This is a genomic window from Pseudomonas sp. SCT (assembly GCF_003864275.1).
GTDB classification, from domain to species: Bacteria; Pseudomonadota; Gammaproteobacteria; order Pseudomonadales; family Pseudomonadaceae; genus Stutzerimonas; species Stutzerimonas stutzeri_AE.
The window spans coordinates 574,374-593,793 of record NZ_BDJA01000001.1; the positions used below are offsets into that span (position 1 = coordinate 574,374).

General features: G+C 63.4%; 14 protein-coding genes. 7 read left to right on the plus strand and 7 right to left on the minus strand.

The window, feature by feature from the left end; all coding sequences use genetic code 11:
• Positions 1 to 84 precede the first annotated feature (84 nt).
• The 5 genes from parE to BHD08_RS02670 all read left to right on the plus strand — a co-directional run bounded on the left by parE (position 85) and on the right by BHD08_RS02670 (position 6,615).
• Positions 85 to 1,971, plus strand: coding sequence for a DNA topoisomerase IV subunit B (parE, locus tag BHD08_RS02650; RefSeq protein WP_125020719.1), 1,887 nt, complete (start codon positions 85 to 87; stop codon positions 1,969 to 1,971).
• A complete protein-coding gene (locus tag BHD08_RS02655) occupies positions 1,968 to 2,951 on the plus strand; it encodes an esterase-like activity of phytase family protein (protein WP_125020720.1) in 984 nt (327 codons plus the stop codon). The genes parE and BHD08_RS02655 overlap by 4 nt, the downstream gene beginning before the upstream one ends.
• A complete protein-coding gene (locus BHD08_RS02660; protein WP_125020721.1) occupies positions 2,948 to 3,475 on the plus strand; it encodes a TIGR02281 family clan AA aspartic protease in 528 nt (175 codons plus the stop codon). Before BHD08_RS02655 ends, BHD08_RS02660 begins: the two co-directional genes overlap by 4 nt.
• The gene (gene parC, locus BHD08_RS02665; RefSeq protein WP_125020722.1) at positions 3,472 to 5,724 is read left to right on the plus strand and encodes a DNA topoisomerase IV subunit A; all 2,253 of its coding nucleotides are present in this window, start codon (positions 3,472 to 3,474) and stop codon (positions 5,722 to 5,724) included. Before BHD08_RS02660 ends, parC begins: the two co-directional genes overlap by 4 nt.
• A 183-nt stretch (positions 5,725 to 5,907) precedes the next feature.
• Positions 5,908 to 6,615 carry a membrane integrity-associated transporter subunit PqiC gene (locus BHD08_RS02670; protein WP_125020723.1) on the plus strand — a complete coding sequence of 236 codons (708 nt, stop codon included), beginning with the start codon at positions 5,908 to 5,910 and terminating at the stop codon, positions 6,613 to 6,615.
• Between the two features lie 104 nt (positions 6,616 to 6,719).
• On the opposite strand, the gene BHD08_RS02675 is transcribed toward BHD08_RS02670, so the two are convergent.
• Complete coding sequence (locus tag BHD08_RS02675) at positions 6,720 to 8,252, minus strand: AhpA/YtjB family protein (RefSeq protein ID WP_015275479.1); 1,533 nt, start codon at positions 8,250 to 8,252, stop codon at positions 6,720 to 6,722.
• Between the two features lie 201 nt (positions 8,253 to 8,453).
• On the opposite strand from BHD08_RS02675, the gene serB reads away from it, so the two are divergent.
• The gene (serB, locus tag BHD08_RS02680) at positions 8,454 to 9,668 is read left to right on the plus strand and encodes a phosphoserine phosphatase SerB (protein ID WP_125020724.1); all 1,215 of its coding nucleotides are present in this window, start codon (positions 8,454 to 8,456) and stop codon (positions 9,666 to 9,668) included.
• A gap of 110 nt (positions 9,669 to 9,778) precedes the next feature.
• Here the strand turns inward: serB and BHD08_RS02685 are convergent, their stop codons facing one another.
• The 6 genes from BHD08_RS02685 to BHD08_RS02710 all read right to left on the minus strand — a co-directional run bounded on the left by BHD08_RS02685 (position 9,779) and on the right by BHD08_RS02710 (position 18,403).
• Positions 9,779 to 10,852 carry an NAD(P)-dependent alcohol dehydrogenase gene (locus BHD08_RS02685; RefSeq protein WP_125020725.1) on the minus strand — a complete coding sequence of 358 codons (1,074 nt, stop codon included), beginning with the start codon at positions 10,850 to 10,852 and terminating at the stop codon, positions 9,779 to 9,781.
• A gap of 139 nt (positions 10,853 to 10,991) precedes the next feature.
• Complete coding sequence (locus tag BHD08_RS02690) at positions 10,992 to 13,058, minus strand: EAL domain-containing protein (protein WP_125020726.1); 2,067 nt, start codon at positions 13,056 to 13,058, stop codon at positions 10,992 to 10,994.
• A gap of 61 nt (positions 13,059 to 13,119) precedes the next feature.
• Complete coding sequence (locus tag BHD08_RS02695) at positions 13,120 to 14,961, minus strand: molecular chaperone (protein WP_125020727.1); 1,842 nt, start codon at positions 14,959 to 14,961, stop codon at positions 13,120 to 13,122.
• A 153-nt stretch (positions 14,962 to 15,114) separates the two neighbouring features.
• Complete coding sequence (gene asd, locus BHD08_RS02700; RefSeq protein WP_125020728.1) at positions 15,115 to 16,014, minus strand: archaetidylserine decarboxylase; 900 nt, start codon at positions 16,012 to 16,014, stop codon at positions 15,115 to 15,117.
• An 11-nt stretch (positions 16,015 to 16,025) separates the two neighbouring features.
• The gene (locus BHD08_RS02705) at positions 16,026 to 16,841 is read right to left on the minus strand and encodes a rhodanese-like domain-containing protein (RefSeq protein WP_015275485.1); all 816 of its coding nucleotides are present in this window, start codon (positions 16,839 to 16,841) and stop codon (positions 16,026 to 16,028) included.
• A 47-nt stretch (positions 16,842 to 16,888) separates the two neighbouring features.
• Positions 16,889 to 18,403 (minus strand): HDOD domain-containing protein, encoded by a 1,515-nt coding sequence (locus BHD08_RS02710; protein WP_125020729.1) that lies wholly within the window; start codon positions 18,401 to 18,403, stop codon positions 16,889 to 16,891.
• Between the two features lie 164 nt (positions 18,404 to 18,567).
• Here BHD08_RS02710 and motA point away from each other — a divergent pair, with 164 nt between their 5' ends.
• A complete protein-coding gene (gene motA, locus BHD08_RS02715; RefSeq protein ID WP_015275487.1) occupies positions 18,568 to 19,419 on the plus strand; it encodes a flagellar motor stator protein MotA in 852 nt (283 codons plus the stop codon).
• Position 19,420 lies beyond the last annotated feature (1 nt).

Sequence of the window (19,420 nt, forward strand, 5' to 3'; positions counted from 1 at the left end):
GTCGTTTCATTCCGGTCGGTGTGCTGGTTTTTTTCACAGTCCGCAAGGGCCAATTGTTCAGAACATAAGGACAGTGCCAGACAGATGTCTTATACCGCAGAAGCCATCGAGGTTCTTTCCGGCCTCGATCCGGTGCGCAAGCGCCCGGGCATGTACACCGACACCTCGCGGCCCAATCACCTGGCCCAGGAAGTCATCGACAACAGCGTCGACGAGGCCCTCGCCGGGCATGCCCGTTCGGTCCAGGTGATCCTGCATCAAGACAATTCGCTGGAAGTGATCGACGATGGCCGCGGCATGCCGGTCGACATCCATCCGGAAGAGGGCGTGCCGGGGGTCGAACTGATCCTAACCAAGCTGCACGCGGGCGGTAAGTTCTCCAATAAGAATTACCAGTTCTCCGGCGGCCTGCATGGCGTCGGTATTTCGGTGGTCAATGCCTTGTCCACGCGGGTCGAAGTGACCGTCAAGCGTGATGGCAGCGAGTACCGCATGAGCTTTGCCGATGGCTTCAAGGCAACCGATCTGGAAGTCATTGGCAGCGTCGGCAAACGCAACACCGGCACCAGTGTGCGTTTCTGGGCCGACCCGAAATACTTCGATTCCCCCAAGTTTTCCATCAGCCGGCTCAAGCATGTGCTCAAGGCCAAGGCGGTGCTCTGCCCGGGGCTGAGCGTCAGCTTCGAAGACAAGGGCAGCGGCGAGAAAGTCGAGTGGCACTATGAGGATGGCTTGCGCTCGTACCTGGTCGACTCGGTCAGCGATTACCTGCGTCTGCCCGATGAGCCCTTTGTCGGCACGCTGGCCGGCAACACCGAGGCGGTGGACTGGGCGCTGCTGTGGCTGCCGGAGGGCGGCGAAAGCGTTCAGGAAAGCTACGTCAACCTGATCCCGACGGCCCAGGGCGGCACCCACGTCAACGGCTTGCGCCAGGGCCTGCTGGACGCCATGCGCGAGTTCTGCGAGTTCCGCAACCTGCTGCCGCGTGGGCTGAAGCTGGCGCCGGAAGACATCTGGGAACGCATTGCATTCGTTCTCTCGATGAAGATGCAGGAGCCGCAGTTCTCCGGTCAGACCAAAGAGCGCCTGTCGTCGCGCGAAGCCGCCGCGTTTGTTTCCGGTGTGGTCAAAGACGCCTTCAGCCTGTGGCTCAATGCGCACCCGGAGCTGGGCATGCAGCTGGCCGAGCTGGCGATCAACAATGCCGGGCGCCGGCTCAAGGCCGGCAAGAAGGTCGAGCGCAAGAAGATCACCCAGGGCCCGGCTCTGCCCGGCAAGCTGGCCGACTGCGCCGGGCAGGACCCGATGCGTGCCGAGCTGTTCCTCGTCGAAGGTGACTCGGCAGGCGGCTCGGCTAAGCAAGCGCGGGACAAGGAATTCCAGGCGATCATGCCGTTGCGCGGCAAGATCCTGAATACCTGGGAAGTCGACGGCGGCGAAGTGCTTGCCAGTCAGGAGGTCCACGACATCGCGGTAGCGATTGGCGTCGACCCCGGCGCTGCCGACCTGGGCCAGCTGCGTTACGGCAAGATCTGTATCCTCGCCGACGCCGACTCCGACGGCCTGCATATCGCCACGCTGCTGTGTGCCTTGTTCGTTCAGCATTTCCGCCCGTTGGTGGAAGCCGGGCACGTTTATGTCGCCATGCCACCGCTGTATCGCATCGACCTGGGCAAAGATATTTTCTATGCGCTGGATGAGGCCGAGCGTGACGGCATCCTCGAGCGTCTGGTCGCCGAGAAGCGCCGCGGCAAGCCCCAGGTGACGCGATTCAAGGGCCTCGGTGAGATGAACCCGCCGCAGCTGCGTGAGACCACCATGGACCCCAATACCCGCCGTCTGGTGCAACTGACGCTGGATGACTTCGAAGGAACGCGCGAGATCATGGATATGTTGCTGGCCAAGAAGCGCGCCGGCGACCGCAAGAACTGGCTCGAGTCCAAGGGCAACCTGGCGGAGGTGCTGGTTTGATCCGCCGCTGGCTGACCTTGCTGAGTCTGGTTTCGGCACCGCTCTGGGCCAATGAGCCGGCAGCAGAGCTGAAGTTGCTCAGCGAGCATCCGGTAGAGGGAATGGCAGGCGGCAACCTTTCCGGGATGGCCTGGTGCGGCGATGCCCTGTGGGCCGTTTCCGATCGCGTGGACGATGCCTTGTTTCGCCTGGATACCAGTGTCTCGCCCTGGCAGGCAGAGCCCGAGCGCTTCGAGGCTGGTCCGCCGCCGGACAGTGGCTTGCCCTGGGGCATGCGTATGCGCGCCTGGGTCAGTGGTCATGTGCGTGGCGGTCATCTGGACTTCGAGGGCTTGAGCTGCGACAGCGCTGGCAACCGTTACGTGGTCAGCGAGGCCCATGCCTCGGTGCTGCGGGTTAGCCCGGCAGGTACGGCGGAATGGTTGCGGTTGCCCGATTCGCTGGTCCGCCAGGCGCGGGCCAGCGGCATGCTCTGGCATTTCAATGCGCTATTCGAAGGCATCGCCGTCGACCCAAAGGCCGAACGCATGTGGCTGGCGGCCGAACGTGAGCGCCGCGGCCTGCTGGTGCTGCATCGCAAGCAGAGCAGCTGGCAATGCACCGGTGGCTGCGTACTCATGGCCCAGGGTGGCAATCAGCAGCCGCCCGCGGCGCTGGGCGATACGCCGTTGCCGCGCAGTTTCTCGGCACTGGCGTTCTTCGGCGACAAACTGTTCGTGCTGGAGCCCTCTGCCTATCGCGTGTGCCGACGCAGTCCGGCGAACGGAGCGGTCGAGCGCTGCTGGTCTTTCGCTGGCGAAGCGTTGACCGACGAGCGCCGCTACGGCGAGCCCTATGGCAATGCTGAAGCACTATGGGTCGATGCCGAAGGGGCGTGGATCGGCGTTGATAACAATGGCAAGGCGCGTGGCGATGCCGAGAAACGTCCGATCGTCTGGCGCTTCGCTGCGCCGGAGGGCGGCTGGATGGCCCGGCCGTGAGCCAGACAGCCGGGCGTCGTGCCGGGCGCGTGATGCTGGTGCTGGCCTGGGGCGCTGGGTTGTTCCTGGCCACTCGCTTCTTCGCGGCTTGGGAAGAAGACCGAATCAACCCCAACCGCGAACCTGTGTCGCTGGTGCAGGGTGAGCAGGTAGAAGTACAGCTGGCCGGCAATGCCCAGGGGCATTTCGTCGCCAGCGGACGTATCAATGGTGAGCCGGTGACCTTTCTGCTCGATACCGGCGCCACCGATGTCGCCATCCCCGCGGAGCTGGCCGAGCGTCTGGGCTTGCAACGTGGCGCAGCGGTAATGCTGCACACCGCCAATGGCCAGACCACGGGCTATCGAACCGTGCTGTCGAGCCTGGATCTCGGTGACATTCGCCTGCACGACGTGCGCGCCCTTGTCGCCCCCGGCTTTCGCAGCGAACAGGTGCTGCTTGGCATGAGTGCCCTGAAACAACTTGAATTCACCCAGCGCGCCGGCACCCTGGTGCTGCGCCAGCATGTAACGGATCGACCATGAGCGAATCCCTCGACCTGAGCCTGGACGGCGTGGAGCGTCGCTCCCTTGCTGATTTCACCGAGCAGGCGTACCTCAACTACTCCATGTACGTGATCATGGATCGCGCGTTGCCGCATATCGGCGACGGTCTTAAGCCCGTGCAGCGGCGGATCATCTACGCCATGAGCGAGCTCGGCCTGAACGCCGACGCCAAGCACAAGAAGTCCGCGCGTACCGTGGGTGACGTGCTCGGTAAATTCCACCCCCATGGTGACAGCGCCTGTTACGAAGCCATGGTGCTGATGGCTCAGCCGTTCAGCTATCGCTACACGCTGGTCGATGGCCAGGGTAACTGGGGCGCCCCGGACGATCCCAAGTCCTTCGCCGCGATGCGATACACCGAGGCGCGGCTGTCGCGTTACTCCGAGGTGCTGCTCAGCGAGTTGGGGCAGGGCACGGTGGAGTGGGTACCGAACTTCGATGGCACCCTCGACGAGCCGGCGACCCTACCGGCGCGGCTGCCTAATCTGCTGCTCAACGGTACCACCGGTATCGCCGTGGGCATGGCCACGGACGTACCGCCGCATAACCTGCGGGAAGTGGCAGCCGCCTGCGTGCGTTTGCTCGATGAGCCTAGTGCGAGCGTGGAGCAGCTCTGCGAGCACGTGCAGGGTCCGGACTTTCCGACCGAGGCGGAGATCATCACCCCGCGCGCCGACCTGCTGAAGATTTACGAGACCGGCCGTGGCTCGGTACGCATGCGTGCGGTCTACCGGGTCGAAGACGGCGACATCGTGGTCACCGCGCTGCCGCATCAGGTGTCCGGCTCGAAAGTGCTCGAGCAGATCGCCGGGCAGATGCAGGCCAAGAAGTTGCCGATGGTGGCTGACCTGCGCGATGAATCCGATCATGAGAACCCATGCCGCATCGTCATCATCCCGCGCTCCAACCGAGTCGATGTGGAAGGGCTGATGCAGCACCTGTTCGCCACTACCGATTTGGAGTCCAGCTACCGGGTCAACGCCAACGTCATCGGTCTCGACGGTCGTCCGCAGGTGAAGAACCTGCGTACCCTGCTCAGCGAGTGGCTGACCTACCGCATCGGCACCGTGCGGCGCCGTTTGCAGTTCCGCCTGGACAAGGTCGAGAAGCGCCTGCACCTGTTGGAAGGTTTGTTGGTGGCCTTCCTCAATCTCGACGAGGTGATTCATATCATCCGTACCGAGGATCAGCCCAAGCCGGTGCTGATGGCGCGCTTCGAATTGTCCGAGCTGCAGGCCGACTACATCCTCGACACGCGCCTGCGCCAACTGGCGCGCCTGGAAGAGATGAAGATCCGCGGCGAGCAGGACGAGCTGGCCAAGGAGCGCGAGAAGCTGCTGGCGCTGCTGGGCAGCGAGGCCAAGCTGAAAAAGCTGGTACGCAAGGAGCTGCTGGCAGACGCAGAAACTTATGGCGACGCGCGTCGCTCGCCGATTGTCGAGCGGGCCGAGGCGCGGGCGTTGTCGGAGAACGAGCTGCTCCCTTCCGAGCCAGTGACCGTGGTGATTTCCGAGAAGGGCTGGGCGCGTTGTGCCAAGGGCCACGATATCGACGCCACGGGGCTTTCCTACAAAGCCGGCGACGGTTTCAAGACCGCAGCGGCGGGGCGCTCGAATCAGTACGCGGTGTTCATCGATTCTACCGGGCGCAGCTACTCGCTGGCGGCGCATTCCTTGCCGTCCGCGCGCGGCCAGGGCGAGCCGCTCACTGGCCGACTGGCACCGCCGCCGGGGGCGAGCTTCGAATGCGTGTTGCTGCCCGAAGATGATGCGCTCTACGTGATCGCTTCGGATGCCGGCTACGGGTTCGTCGTCAAGGGTGAGGATCTGCAGGCCAAGAACAAGGCCGGCAAGGCTCTGCTCTCGCTACCCAAGGGTGCCAAGGTCGTTGCGCCTCGACCGCTGGCCAGTCGCGATGACGACTGGTTGGCCGCTGTGACCACCGAGGGTCGCCTGCTGGTGTTCCCGGTCCGTGACTTGCCGCAGCTGGGCAAGGGCAAGGGCAACAAGATCATCGGCATTCCCGGCGAGCGCGTCGCCAGTCGTGAGGAGTACCTGATCGACCTCGCCGTGTTGCCGGCTGGCGCCACTCTGGTGTTGCAGGCGGGCAAACGCACACTGTCGCTCAAGGCCGAGGATCTGGAACATTACAAAGGCGAGCGTGGCAGGCGCGGTAACAAGCTGCCGCGGGGCTTCCAGCGCGTCGAGGGCCTGCTGGTCGAAGTGTGACAATGTGCATTGGCGCTGGAATCGAAGGCCGCTTTCACGGAAGATAGCGGCCTTTCCAGCCTGTGGCATTTGGCCCGGTGCTTTCTTTCGCGTCGGCGGAGTCGATTGTTTGGCGCGCTTCGAGCGCAAGGCTTCGTTGGCTTACGAGTCAAGAGCGGCCTGAACTTTGGTGTTATGACGGTAATGAAGAACTTGCTGCGTGTTCCGACTGTTTTGTTGCTCGCCAGCATTGGCCTGACCGGCTGTGTTGGCCTGCAGCCGGCTCCGATGTATCGGCTGGACAGCGGTACGACCGAGATGCCGGAGCGCACCGACGGTGCCGCCGTGTTGTTGGCGCCGGTTACCCTGGCCGACTATCTGCAGCGCGACGCACTGCTCCAGCGCCTGGCCGATGGCAGCTTGGCTGCCAACGATCAGCAGGCGCGTTGGGCGGGCAGCCTGAAGGCCGACATCGAGCAGCTGCTGCTACGCCAACTGGCCTGGCGCCTGGATACGCAAAGCCTGGTGCTCGGTCCGGCAGATGATGGGTTTGCACCGGAAGTGCAGATCGAACTGTCCATCACCCGTCTCGATTCGGGGCCTGCATACCCGGCGGTGCTGGAGGCACAGTGGCGTCTGCGAGACAAGGAGGGCAAGCATCTGGGCAGCCGTCTGGTGCGTCTGCAGGAAGAGCATCAGGGTAGTGCGTCCGACCAGGTACGAGCGCAGAGCGTACTGCTGCAGCGCTTGAGCGAGATGGTCGCTGGCGCCGTCGAACCCGCGTTGGTCGCCAAGAATCCACCGAAGCCCGCGCCCGTCAAGCCTCGGGTGAACCGATCAGCCGAGGCCCCTGCACCGCGCATTCCCGCGGCCGAGCCGATCCGGACCGACATGGAAGTGTTCCGCTTCTGAGCTGGACAGCGACGCATCTTCAATAAAAAAAGCCCGATCAGTCAGTCTGGTCGGGCTTTTTGCTTTCTGCTGACTCCCCGCGCTGGTCGCGGTCTCGAGGCCTGTCAGAGCGCGCGGCTGCGCAGCTCGTGCATGCGTGCGAGCTGGCGCTCGAGCAGCGAGGGATAGGGGTCGAGCAGGCGCTCGACGCAGCAGGCACCTTCGGGACTGGCAATCGGGCGAATGCGCGCGCGCTGTTGGATCAGTCGATCATCGCTGATGCTGCGTTCGACCAGCAGCAGGTTGCGGCTATGCAGCGACATTTCCAGGGCAGCCTGTGCTGGCTCGCTGAGCAGCAGATCGCCCTGGCTCAGATCGAACAGGTTGTCGCCCTGGGTCAGGCCAAGCTGCAGTTGCAGACTAATGCCGATGTCAGCGACGTCGATCTGCAGAGCATGGCCGAGGGCTCGCATCAACTCGCCGCAGCAGATCGCGTGGGTCAGGTAATTCTGCTCGTCGTCCTGACTGTGGAACAGCATCAGGCTGCTGCCATCATTGAGGGTGTGCAGTTCGGCCTGGTAAAGCGTGGCGGCCTGCTGCAGGCAGTCGCGATAGCGCTGCAGCAGCTCCGTCAGGCGAGGCCGCGGCAGGCGGCGCAGTTGCTCCTGTCCGCCGAGCTGGATAGCCAGGACTGCGCTGCGAGTCGGTTGCGCTGGTTTTGGTGCCGGTACAGCACTGCTCGACAGGGGCGAGGTGTCGAATGCAACCTCGTCGTCGAGCATTTCCAGATCGTCATCATCCGGGTTTGCCGAAAAGCGGGGCGGGCGCTGCGGCTGCTCGTCCAGCTCGATATCGAAGCGATCCGGCTGTTTCGCGAAGGATGGCTCGCTGCTACCGCGATCGTCATCCTGTTCGAAATAGTCGTCTTCGAGAGCGTCGCTCAGATCCAGCTCCGGTTCAGGCTTCTCCGGCACCAGGCGAGCCTGCAGTTGCCGTGCAAGATCACCAATCTCGTCCTGGCGTCCAGCACCCGGGGCGGGGTCGTCCGGGTCGCGGAGCCACAGACGCAACTGCATCAGCGGCGTCGCCAGCTGCCGGCCCAGTCGCAGGCTGAGGATCAGCGTCAAGGCCAGCAGAATCAGGCTGAGCAAGCCCATGCTTTGCAGGCTGATGGTCATCGGTTGCTGGAACTGCTGCATGTCGAGGCTGACGCGCAGGTGCCCGGCAATCACCTCCTGAAAGCTGATCGGAGTCGAATACAGGCCAGAGTCGTCACCGAGCAGTCCCTGCTGAGGACGCGTGCCGGATTCGGCAAGCACGCGGTTATCGACGCTATAGATTGCCGCATGGGCGACCAGCGGGTTCTTTACCAGATTACTGAGCAGCACGTTGAGGCTGAGAATGTCGTTGGCCACCAGCAGGTCGGTGGCCGAGGCGGCCGTCTGGGTGATCAGGCTCTGGCCGAGGGCGTCGGCCTGTTGCTCCATAGCGTGCTTGAACTGCATGCCGATCACCCACGCGTAGATGACCAGCGCCAGCGCCACCAGTAGCAGCGTGTGGGCGGCAATACGCAATACCAGCGGCACACGGTGCTGGCGCGCTGCGCGATAGAGCATCAGGAAGAAATTGTCTGGCTTTACGGATGCGGGCCGGTTCACAGAGCGCGGCTCTTCTCGTCGGGAAATTGCCGAGCAGTATACGTAAAGCGCAGGAGGCGCTGAAGGTCTGCGGCTGCAAGCTGACGAATTGCGTTGAAACCGGCACTAACCTGGCTGATTGTGCTGGCGCACCGTCTGCCCAGTGTTCGGGTCAGCTGAGGTAGAATGCCGGCCTTCATTGCCTGTCATGGGAGCTGCGCCTTGCGCGAAATTGTCCTGATCAATATCACCGGTGAAGACCGCCCGGGCCTGACCGCGGCCATTACCGGCGTGCTCGCCCAGGGTGGCGTGAACATCCTCGACATCGGCCAGGCAGTGATCCATGACACCCTGTCGTTCGGCATCCTCATCGAGATTCCGGATAACGAGCGCGCCTCGTCGGTGCTAAAGGACGTGCTGTTCATGGGCTACAAGCACGATCAGCAGGTGCGCTTCACGCCCGTCGCAGAGGCCGACTATCAGCATTGGGTGGCTGGGCAGGGCAAGCCTCGGCACATTGTCACGCTGCTGACGCGCAAGGTCACCGCCGAGCAGCTGCAGCGGGTCAGCTCCATCACCGCCAAATACGGCCTCAATATCGACCATATCGATCGTCTGTCCGGGCGCATGCCGCTGGACGTGCCGGAAGAACTGGGCAAGGGCTGCATCGAGTTCTCGGTGCGCGGCGAGCCGGCTGATACTGCGGCCCTGCGCGCCGAGTTCCTCAGCGTGGCGCAAGAGCTCAACGTCGATATCGCCTTCCAGCGCGATTCGGTCTACCGGCGCAACCGTCGTCTGGCCGTATTCGACATGGACTCGACCCTGATCGAGGCCGAGGTCATCGACGAGCTGGCCAAGGCGGCCGGGGTTGGCGAGCAGGTTTCCGAAATCACCGAGCGTGCGATGCGTGGCGAACTGGATTTCCGTGCCAGCTTCAAGGAGCGTCTGGCGTTGCTGGAGGGACTGTCGGAGGACGTGCTCGCCGATATCGGTGCCAGCCTGCGCCTGACCGAGGGCGCCGAAGTACTTTTCGCCGAGCTCAAGCGTCTGGGTTACAAGACGGCGATTCTGTCCGGCGGCTTCAGCTACTTCGCCAAGCAGCTGCAGGCCAAGCTCGGCATCGATTACGTGTTCGCCAACGAACTGCAGATCGAGAACGGCAAGGTCACCGGCGTAGCGGTGGAGCCAATCGTCGATGCGCAGCGCAAGGCTGACCTGCTGCGCCAGCTGGCCGAGCAGGAAGGTTTGTGTCTGGAGCAGACCATTGCTGTAGGGGATGGTGCCAACGACCTGCCGATGCTCGGCCTGGCCGGGCTGGGCGTCGCCTTCCGTGCCAAGCCGCTGGTCAAGCAGTCGGCCAAGCAGGCCATCTCCACCCTGGGCCTGGACGGCATCCTCTATCTGCTCGGCTTTCGGGACCGCGAAGGCTCGGAGTAAAAAAGCGGGCGCAGGCTTCAAGCGAAAAGCGCCAAGAGCAACGAAGCCCTGGGTCGATGCCGATTCAGGGCTTTCTATTTGTCGTCCGCTGCTTGTGGGATTTCCTTGCCTCAGGGTTTGATCGCCACTTTCAGCACACCGTCGCGCTGATTGGCAAACAGGTCGTAGGCGTCGGTGATGTTGTCCAGCGCATATTTATGGGTCACCAGCAGGCCCAGATCGACGCGTCCGGACGCGACCACATTCAGCAGCCGCCGCATACGCTCCTTGCCGCCCGGACACAGCGAGGTGACGATCTTGTTGTCACCCAGGCCGGCATGGAAGGCGCCTAGCGGAATGGTCAGATCGCTGGAGTAGACGCCCAGGCTGGACAAGGTGCCGCCCGGCTTGAGCACGCGCAGGGCGCTCTCGAAGGTCGATTGCAGGCCCAGCGCTTCGATCGAAGCGTCGGCACCGCGCCCGCCGGTCAGCTTGAGCACCTCGTCCACTACATCGACGTTGCGGAAGTTGAGCGTCACATCGGCGCCCATCTTGCGCGCGATATCCAGGCGCGCATCGACACCGTCGACGGCAATGATGGTGCTGGCGCCGCGCAGCTTGGCCCCGGCGGTGGCGCACAGACCGATAGGTCCCTGGGCGAAGATCACCACGATGTCGCCGATCTTGATGTTGGCGGCCTCGGCGCCGGCGAAGCCGGTGGACATGATGTCGGGGCACATCAGCACCTGCTCGTCGGTCAGGCCGTCCGGTACTGGTGCCAGGTTGGCCTGGGCATCGGGTACCAGCACGTACTCGGCCTGGGTGCCGTCGATGGTGTTGCCGAAGCGCCAGCCGCCCATGGGCTTGTAGCCGTGGCACGAGCAGCCGCCATCCTGCGAGGGCAGGCCATCCTGGCAGGCGTAGGAGGTGAAACTCGGGCAGATCGCGCCGGCAATCGCCCGCTGGCCTTCCTGATAGCCCTTGACGTTGCTGCCCAGTTTTTCGATGACGCCCACCGGTTCATGACCGATGGTCAGCCCAGCGGCTACTGGATATTCCCCTTTGAGGATGTGCACATCGGTGCCACAGATGGTGGTCGTGGTGATGCGCAGCAGGGCGTCGTTGGGTCCGATTTCGGGGATGGGCTTGTCCTGCAGCTCGATACGGCCCGGTTCTACGAACACGGCGGCTTTCATCATGGCCATGGTGGGACTCCTTTTGGATTCGAAGGCGTCCAAACACTCTAGCCCAGCGGCACGTCCGGCGGATGACCGCGGTCAAGCCGCGTTCGATTGGGCGGGGTGCACATGCCGAGGACTGAACCATGTCAGCCCGGCATCGGAGTTACTCCTCGTCGGAGGAGAAGTCGTAGTCCATCGACTGGCTAGGGCCTTGCAGGTAGTGGCCCTGGATGTAGCTGACGCCGGCTTGCCAAAGCGTGGCGAGCACGGTGGCGCTTTCGACAAAGGGTACGATGCTCTGCTTCTGCTGCTCGTGCAGATCGGCGAGCAACGTCTTCAGCGCTTCCTGGTTTTCCTGGCGGGTGAGGTCCTGGGTATAGGATCCATCGACCTTGATGAAGCCGGCGTCGAGGTGCTTGAGCGTGTTGAACGGGTTGAGCACGCAGCCGAACTGGGCCAGTCCGATATGGCAGCCGAGCCCCCTCAGTCCCTGGGCCAAGGCCTTGGCAGGCTTCAGATAAGCCACGGCATCGGCTTCACCGAACTCGAACACCAGTGAGTCGCCTGGAAGACGCGATGCTTTCAATACCACGCCAAGCCATGGCAGCAGGCTGGGGTCCTGCAGACTGGCGGCGCAAAGGTGCAGGAACAGCCGCGTGCGATGCCCTTTGGCGCGATGCTCGGCCAGCAGCTTGATGGAATTGAGGATCACCCAGCGATCAATCTTGGCGGACAGCCCGACATCGGCAGCGGTGCTGAGAAACTCGTTCGGCGGAACCTCTGCTCCCTGCGGGTCGAGCAGGCGCAGGAGAACTTCGTAATGCTCGAAGCTGTCGCCACGCAGGCTGATGATCGGCTGGAACAGCAAACGAAAACTGTTGTTTTCCAGCGCTTGCCTGAGCATCGCGGCGATGTCGCCACGGTTGGCTGCGGCGGCCAGCTCGTCTGCCGGATCGTAGATCTTCAGCGCATTGCCGTCGCTCAGTTCGTCGGCGCAGCGATGGGCGCGCTCGATCGCGTCCTGCGCCTTGGCGGTTTTTTCGTCCAGCCCGGCGACGCCGATGCTCAAGGTTGTCTGCACCGTACGCCCGCCAACATCGAGCAGATGGCCTTCGACCTTGCTCAGCAACTTGCGCAGCTCCGGCTCGGCCTGCTGCGGAATGACCCCCGGCTGCAGTACGGTGAAGACGTCGTCGGCGAAGCGAGCCAGCTGGGTTTCGGCGGGGAAGTGGCCGCGTAGCAGAATGGCCAGCTGGTTGAGCAGCTGGTCGGAATCGGTCAGGCCTATTTCGGCCTGCAATGCAGCGAAGCGATCGATGCGGATATAGGCGAGGCTGGCGGTCTGGCCGGCATTGACGGCGCGCTCGACGGCGGCATCCATCACCTCGAGAAAACTGTTGCGGTTGAGCAGGCCGGTGACTGGGTCCTGGCTGCTGATCTCGCGCAGTTTCTGCAGTTCGGCACTGTCGTTCTCGGCGCGGATGACCACCTGAATACAGGGTTCGCCGTCATACGCCGCTGGCGAGAAATGCATGCGCGTCTTGAGCGTTTCACCATCGGCACGAACGCCGCCGCAGGCGAGTTCGGCACTGCCTTCGAGGGTCTGGTAGTTCTTCAGGAATGCCTTGAAGGTGCTCTGATCGCTGCCGCTGATCAGGTCGATCATCGGCATGCCTTCGAGGTCTTCCACGTCGGCGTAGCCGAACAGCTCCAGGTAGGCGCGGTTGGCGTAGATATGCATACCGTCATGGACGTAGGCGATGGCGTCCACGGAGCTGTCGAGCAGCAATTGGCAGCGTTTTTCCGCTTCGCGCAGGGCGACCTCGGCCGAGCGACGCGCGCGGCGCTCCTCGAGGTTGGCCAGCTCACGATTGGCCACCAGCAGCAGCCATTCATCCTCACCTTGCGGCAGCGCATCCTGCGCACCGAGCATGAGTGCATCGGTGATCGCTTCGGCATCGTTGCCAGCGGTCAGCTGGATGATCGGGATGTCCTTGGCCTGCCGGCGGATGGCGGCTATCGCTTCGCTGGGGTCGAGATTTTCGCTCTGCGGTGCGTTGATCAGCAGATCCCAGGTCTGTTTCAGGGCTTCAGCCAGATCGTCGCTGGAGGTGAGACGATGCACTCGGGTCGCCTGTCCGGCATTGCGGAAGAGACTGACCAGTCGCTCGGCTTCGTTCTGCGAGTCTTCGAGGATCAGCAGACGGATGGTTTTCTTTTGCAGGGCCATGGCAACAGCTTAAGTGCGCGCCGAGAGGGCGCGGGCAGGCAAGAATGCGAGAGTCGGCAATCTACAGCGACTTCCAGAGTGAGTCAAAATCTTCATCCCCGCTCGTCGTGTGGCCTTTCCAGCCTGTGACGGGGGTCTCTCGCCCTGAAGAGGCCTGTCCGATGGTGCGGTATTCGAACTGGTTGTAGTTGCCCGTGCTGGCCCGGCGGCGGTCCAGTACGGCGCGCTGTTCCTCACCGTTACGGTTGATCTGCACCTTGTGACCTTCCTGAAACGGCAGGCGCGGCGCGATCAGCATCGCCGGCTGGGATATCGCTGCGATCTCCGGCAACAGCAGGGCCCGGAGGTATTCGCTGCCCTGATCCACCTTGCGCAGCAGGCGCAGACCGCATGGCTGGGCGTGGGGAGCGATCAGCTGGACGCCCATCTGGGTGCTGCCGCCGCGGACCTGACGAATCCAGCGCACCACGGCAATGCTCCAGCTCTGCGCGGCGCCTTCGCGCAACCCCAGTAGCTCGCCGGCCTGTAACTGGCTCGGTACTTCCCCCTCCCAGGCCAGGCAGTAGCCGCCGGGGCTGTGGTCCACGAGCTGGATTTGGTAGATGGGATAGCTCTCGGTTGTGGTAGAGCGCTGAGATGCTGCGCTAGCGGCTGCCTTTGCGCGGCTTGCAGGCGCTGGGCGAGGAAGGTCGGGTCTGACGAACTCGATGTGGTCATGCATCGGCACCAGCTCGGCGCTACTGCTTTGCGCATCGAAAGCATTGGCCCAGACGTCCGCCGCGCCATTGTGCAGCTTGAAGACTGCGCAATTGGAGCTGTGCGGCAGCTCGAGCACCTCGTTGAACGGCCGTTGACCGGCAAGCTCGTAGTGCAGTGCAGTCATGCCGATACACAGGGTCATCGTGCCTTGAGCCGGAATGCGCTGGAAGGTGCGCTCGGAAATGGCACCCCAGGCCGAGCTCAGATGGCGCAGCAGGTCGTCATCCAGCCCGGTTGCCGCGGGAAGACGCGTCAGCTGACGGTTGTCGGCGGCCAGTCGCAGATGCTCGTCGATGACCTCGACCAGCATCGAGGTATCGATACCGAGCAGGTTCTGCTGATCGCGGTCGGGAAACAGTGACCGGTAGCGCGGCGCTCCATCGACCACTGGCGAGAACAGGAACAGGCTGCTCGGCACGCTGGCAGCCTGAACACTGGCCATTGCGCTCCACGCCTCTAGCGCAGCAGCGAGTTTGACGATGCTCTGTTGGCGCATCTGGTTGCAGCGGGCACAGCCGAGCAGCAGCGAAGCCAGGTAGCTCTGCTCCGCGCTCAGTCCTTGGGCATGGCGCGCCAGCGGATCGCGGATGAGAAGGCGCTCGGTTCCCTGCTCGACTGCCAGCTGGTAAAGCTGATGCAGTTCGAGCCACAGGCCGGGAGCGGCCGGACCATAGAGTTGCGTGGAGCGGATCAGTAGAGCGCCCAGGCTGTGTATGGCGCGCTGCAGGGCAATCGAGAGCAGTTGCTGGCGGTCCCGCTCGGGTTGCGCGACCACGCGCACGACGATCAGCTTGTAACCGACCGCAAGGTGGTTCTGCAGCGCCTGGCAGAGCCCCGCAACCTTGCGTGGTCGCTCACTGAGGACGATAGGCTGGTTGACGTAGTGCTTTTCCAGCTGTGTGCAGACGAAATGAACGTCCGGCCGCAGCAGCTCGAGCAGCTGCAGGCGCGTTTCCGAGGCGATGCGTAGCTGGTTGAGCTCGATCAGCGCCTGATAGAGCTGTCGCGCGGTTTCGCCGATGTTGGCCTTGGGCAACCCGGCAAGCCAGCCTGCCACCCCGCGAACGCTGGCGTCGCAGAAGGACAGGCTCTGCCGAGTCGGTGCGGGTGCGCGCAACAGCAGATGGTGGCTCTGTCTATCCAAAACGGGAGGGCTCCGCGGCGGCTCAGGGCATAGGTAAATGTGAACTCTATCAATATCTGCCGCGCAGGGCAGGACTAAATGATGGCTCAGTGATATTACCCGACATTCGGCACCCGTCGACTACCGAATTGTCCCGCCAGCCCGTTGGCTGGGTTAGCTCAGCTCCGTTGGTTCGATCAGCTCGGTAGTCGAAATGGCCTCAGCCTGGCCCAGCGCTTCGCCCATGCAGACCGGGCTCAGCGGGCCCAGCTGTTCGGCCCAGCGCACCTGGTCCGGGCCGAACAGCAGAATGACGGTGGAGCCCAGCTTGAAGCGGCCCATCTCCGCACCCTTCTCCAGGTGAATGGGCGCGCGCGCCGTTTCGTCGTAGCGGAAGGTCTTCAAGGTCCGCTTGGGCGGCGTGACCAGTCCGGCCCAGACGGTTTCGATACTGGCGACGATCATGGCGCCGACCAGCACCATGGCCATGGGGCCATGCTCGGTGTCGAACAGGCAGACCACCCGTTCGTTGCGTGCGAACAGTTCCGGTACGCCCTGGGCGGTGACGGTATTGACCGAGAAGATCCGCCCCGGCACATAGACCATTTCGCGCAGCGTTCCGCTGACCGGCATATGTACGCGGTGGTAATCCTTGGGCGAAAGATAGACGGTGGCGAAAGCGCCGCCCATGAAAGGCGCAGCGCGCTCGTGATCACCGCCGAGCAGTTCCATGGCGCTGAAGCTGTGACCCTTGGCCTGGAAGATACGGCCCTGCTCGATTTGTCCGAGCTGACTGATGGCACCGTCGCACGGGTTGAGAATTGCACCGGGGGTCGTGTCCAGCGGGCGCGCGCCGTCCTTCAGCGCGCGGGTGAAGAAGGCGTTGAAGTGCTCGTACGCGGTGGGCTCTTCGGTTTGCGCTTCGCGCATGTCGACCTGGAAATGGCGCACGAACCACTTGATGAAGGTGTTCTTCACCCAAGGCAAGCGGCATTCGGCCAGGCAGCCGGCCAGGCGCGAGATGAGGTGATGCGGCAGCACGTATTGGCTGATGACGAACAAGCGATCTTTCATGTTTGACCTTTTCATTGCTGCACCGGGGTGTCAGGCAGATTGCCCCATTCGGACCAAGAGCCGGCATAGCCTTTGACGCGGGGATAGCCCAGGGCCTTGGCCAGCAAATAGGTGAGGCCAGAGCGATGGTGAGTCTGGCAGTGGGTGATGATTTCCTTCTCCGCAACGATACCAAGCGCCTGCAGCTGTTCGGCGATGTCTTCACGGATGCGTAGTGCGCGGGCGGGGTCCATGGCGGCAGTCCACTCGAAGTTGATCGCGCCCGGAATATGCCCGCCACGCGCGGCGAAGAGTTTCTCGCCGCGGTATTCCGCCGGTGAGCGCGCATCCCAGATCACCAGATCCTCGGCGCCGAGACGGCTTTCGATATAGGTGCGGGTTGCCGTGGGGGCATCGTCCAGAGCCAGGCTCGGTGAGCCGGATGCCGCTGCGGGCACTTCCTGAGTCAGCGGGCGCGCTTCCTCCAGCCAGGCGCGCAGCCCGCCGTTGAGGTAGTGATAGCGATGATGGCCAATGACGTCGAGTAGCCAGATGAAACGTCCGGCCCAGCCGCCGCCTTCGTCGTCGTACACCACGTAGACGGCATCGGCCCGATGGCCCAGTGCGCCGAACAGTCGCTCCAATTGAGCCTGCGGCGGAAGCAGGCCGGGTGCCGGTGGCTGGCCGAGCTGCGTCTGTTTGGGATCGACGAAGCGAGCGCCAGGCAGATGGCCTTCGGCGTAACGCGAAGCACTGGTCAGGTCGACCAGGATCAGCTCGGGCGCATCGAGGCGCGGGGCCAGGTCGGCGGGCTCGATCACCAGCGGCAGGTTGGAAAAGGCGGACACGGCAGGCCTCGACTAGTCGTAGAAGAGGCGAAGTCTAGCGAAAAAGCTCAGGCCCCGCGCCTGCTGAAAAGGCTCAATGCGCGCTCGATGCACTGGGATGTTTTAGCGAATGTTTGCAGCGTCGCATCGGCAATGGCTGTGCCGTTCTGGTCGGCAACGATCAGCATCAACACGCGGCCGTCGATGCCCAGCGAGCGCAACAGCAGGTGCTCTCCGGCGAACAGGGCCTTCAGCGTGCCCGGCAGCAACGCGGAGAACTGCGCCATATTGGCTGGCTGAAGGCGCAGTTGTGCGGGCTTCTCCAGCAGTCGGCGCAGTATCTGGCTTTGTTCCGCGGCCAGGGTCAGTCGCGCGGCATCGCCCGGCAGACCGACACATTGCTGCGCGACGAGACGATTCTGCTTGCGATCGACCAGCATGATCAGCGAACGCTGCAGGCCGGCGCAGGTCATCGCCTGGCTGGCACTGGCGGTCAGTTGCAGTACGTTGCTGAATGGAGTTGGCTCACTGAGCAGCCGACGACAGTGCTCACGCCATTCGGCGAGTTCGGCTTGGTTGGGAGCGGGAGACGGGCGCAGTGTCTGGAAACGGCTTCCGGTTGGCCACAGCAACCCCTGGGCCGGATGCCAGAGATCGGTTCGGCCGAACTCGCGCGCGTTGATCACGGCCTGCTGGTGCACCATCTGCTGCAGTTCGCCCAGCGGAACCTGCAGATACAAGCCGGCCAGCCGCTGCCAGCGCAAACTGTGCACGCCTCCCCAGCTGTGATGCGATGACAGCGCCAGGCCATTGGCCAGGACGATGGTGTTGCTCGGCAGGGTCACCCAGCGGCGCAGATCCGGGTCGGCATCGAGCATCTGCTGCTGATGCAGGGGGTGCTCGTTGTCGCGGGCGATATGCAGCGCCTTGATCAGCATGCGTCGATCACCGCCGAGCAGACGGTAGCCCTGGACGACCCAATCCGGCAGGCGCCAGTGCTCGGCGAGTTTGAGGAACAACTCCAGCAGCGGCACTCCGAGCAGTTCGCGCTCGACACGGCTGGCCGGCTCGCCCTTGACCAGTACCCGCTGCTCCCAGCTATCGAGCAGGTGCGGAAAGGCCCCGACCAGCGCCCAAGCGGGGGCGAGGAACAGCAGGCTGCCCCAGTGGATGTCCTGCCAGAGTCTTGCCAGTCGCGCGGCGAACAGACCGTTGGCCTGCTGACTGGCGTGGCGGCTGATCAGCACCAGTTGGCGCAGCGGCTGCGGCATCGCATCGGCTTCCATCGCGGGAATGCGCGCCAGCAGCACTTCCGCGCGTTGCAGGCCAATGCGGCTGAGCGCCACTTCCAGGCTCTCGGCAGGCTGCCCATCACCAATGCCGCGGTTAGCTTCCTGTATGAAGCGCAGCGCCAGCACCGGGCTGTCCTGAATCAGTTCGGCAATCTGCCGCATCGACTTGCTGCTGTCGCGCAGCGCCAGGCGCACCTTGCCATGAACGGCGGCGAATGCTGGCAGCGGAGCATCATCGAGAAGCTTGATCCAGGCGGGTATGGTGCGGGGTAACTGTGGTGTGGTGGTCATGACCGAACTGGCTTTTCATCGGGATGGCCTTTAGTCTGGCGCAAAAGTTCCGATAACCAGAACAATTCTTCCAACATTCCTTCTGCAAGGCCGTCTGGCGGCGATTCAGGGCGGTTTCTGCCTGCGGTCCGGACAGCTCGTAACCAGGTTTCAGACGTACCTCTATGGTCAAAATCATCGGCATCATCGTCGTGTTCGCCAGCGTGCTGGGCGGGTTCGTTCTCTCTGGCGGCAAGATCGGCGCGCTCATCCATCCATTCGAGGTGATGATCATCGGCGGTGCGGCGCTGGGTGGCTTTCTGCAGGCCAACCCCGCCAGTACCACCATGCTGGTATTCAAGAAGTCGCTGAAGATGTTCAGCACACGCTTCACCCATGCCTATTACCTGGAAGTGCTCAGCCTGCTCTACTCGATTCTCAACAAGAGTCGCCGTGAAGGCATGATGGCGATCGAGGCCGATCTGGAAGATCCGGCCGCGAGCCCGCTGTTCAGCAAGTACCCTGGCTTCCTGCAGGACGAGCGGATGACCGCCTTCACCTGCGATTACCTGCGCATCATGTCGTCGGGCAACATGGCGCCCCACGAACTCGAAGGGCTGTTCGACATGGAACTGAACAGCCTGAAAGAAGAACTTGAACATCCCTCCCATGCCGTCGCCAAGGTGGCGGACGGCCTGCCTGCGATGGGTATCGTCGCGGCGGTATTGGGCATCGTGATCACCATGTCGATCCTCGCCGAGGCGGATAACGCGATGATCGGTTACAAGGTCGGTTCGGCGCTGGTCGGTACGTTCCTCGGTATTCTTGCCTCCTATGGCTTCTTCGGCCCGCTGGCCGCGGCCCTGGAACACGACGCCAAGGAAGAGCTGAACGTTTACGAGGCGATCAAGGCAACGCTGGTCGCTTCGGCATCCGGCATGCCGCCGACCCTGGCCGTCGAGTTCGGGCGCAAGGTTCTTTATCCGGCGCACCGCCCGAGCTTCGCCGAGCTCGAGCAAGCCATGCGCGGCAGCTAAA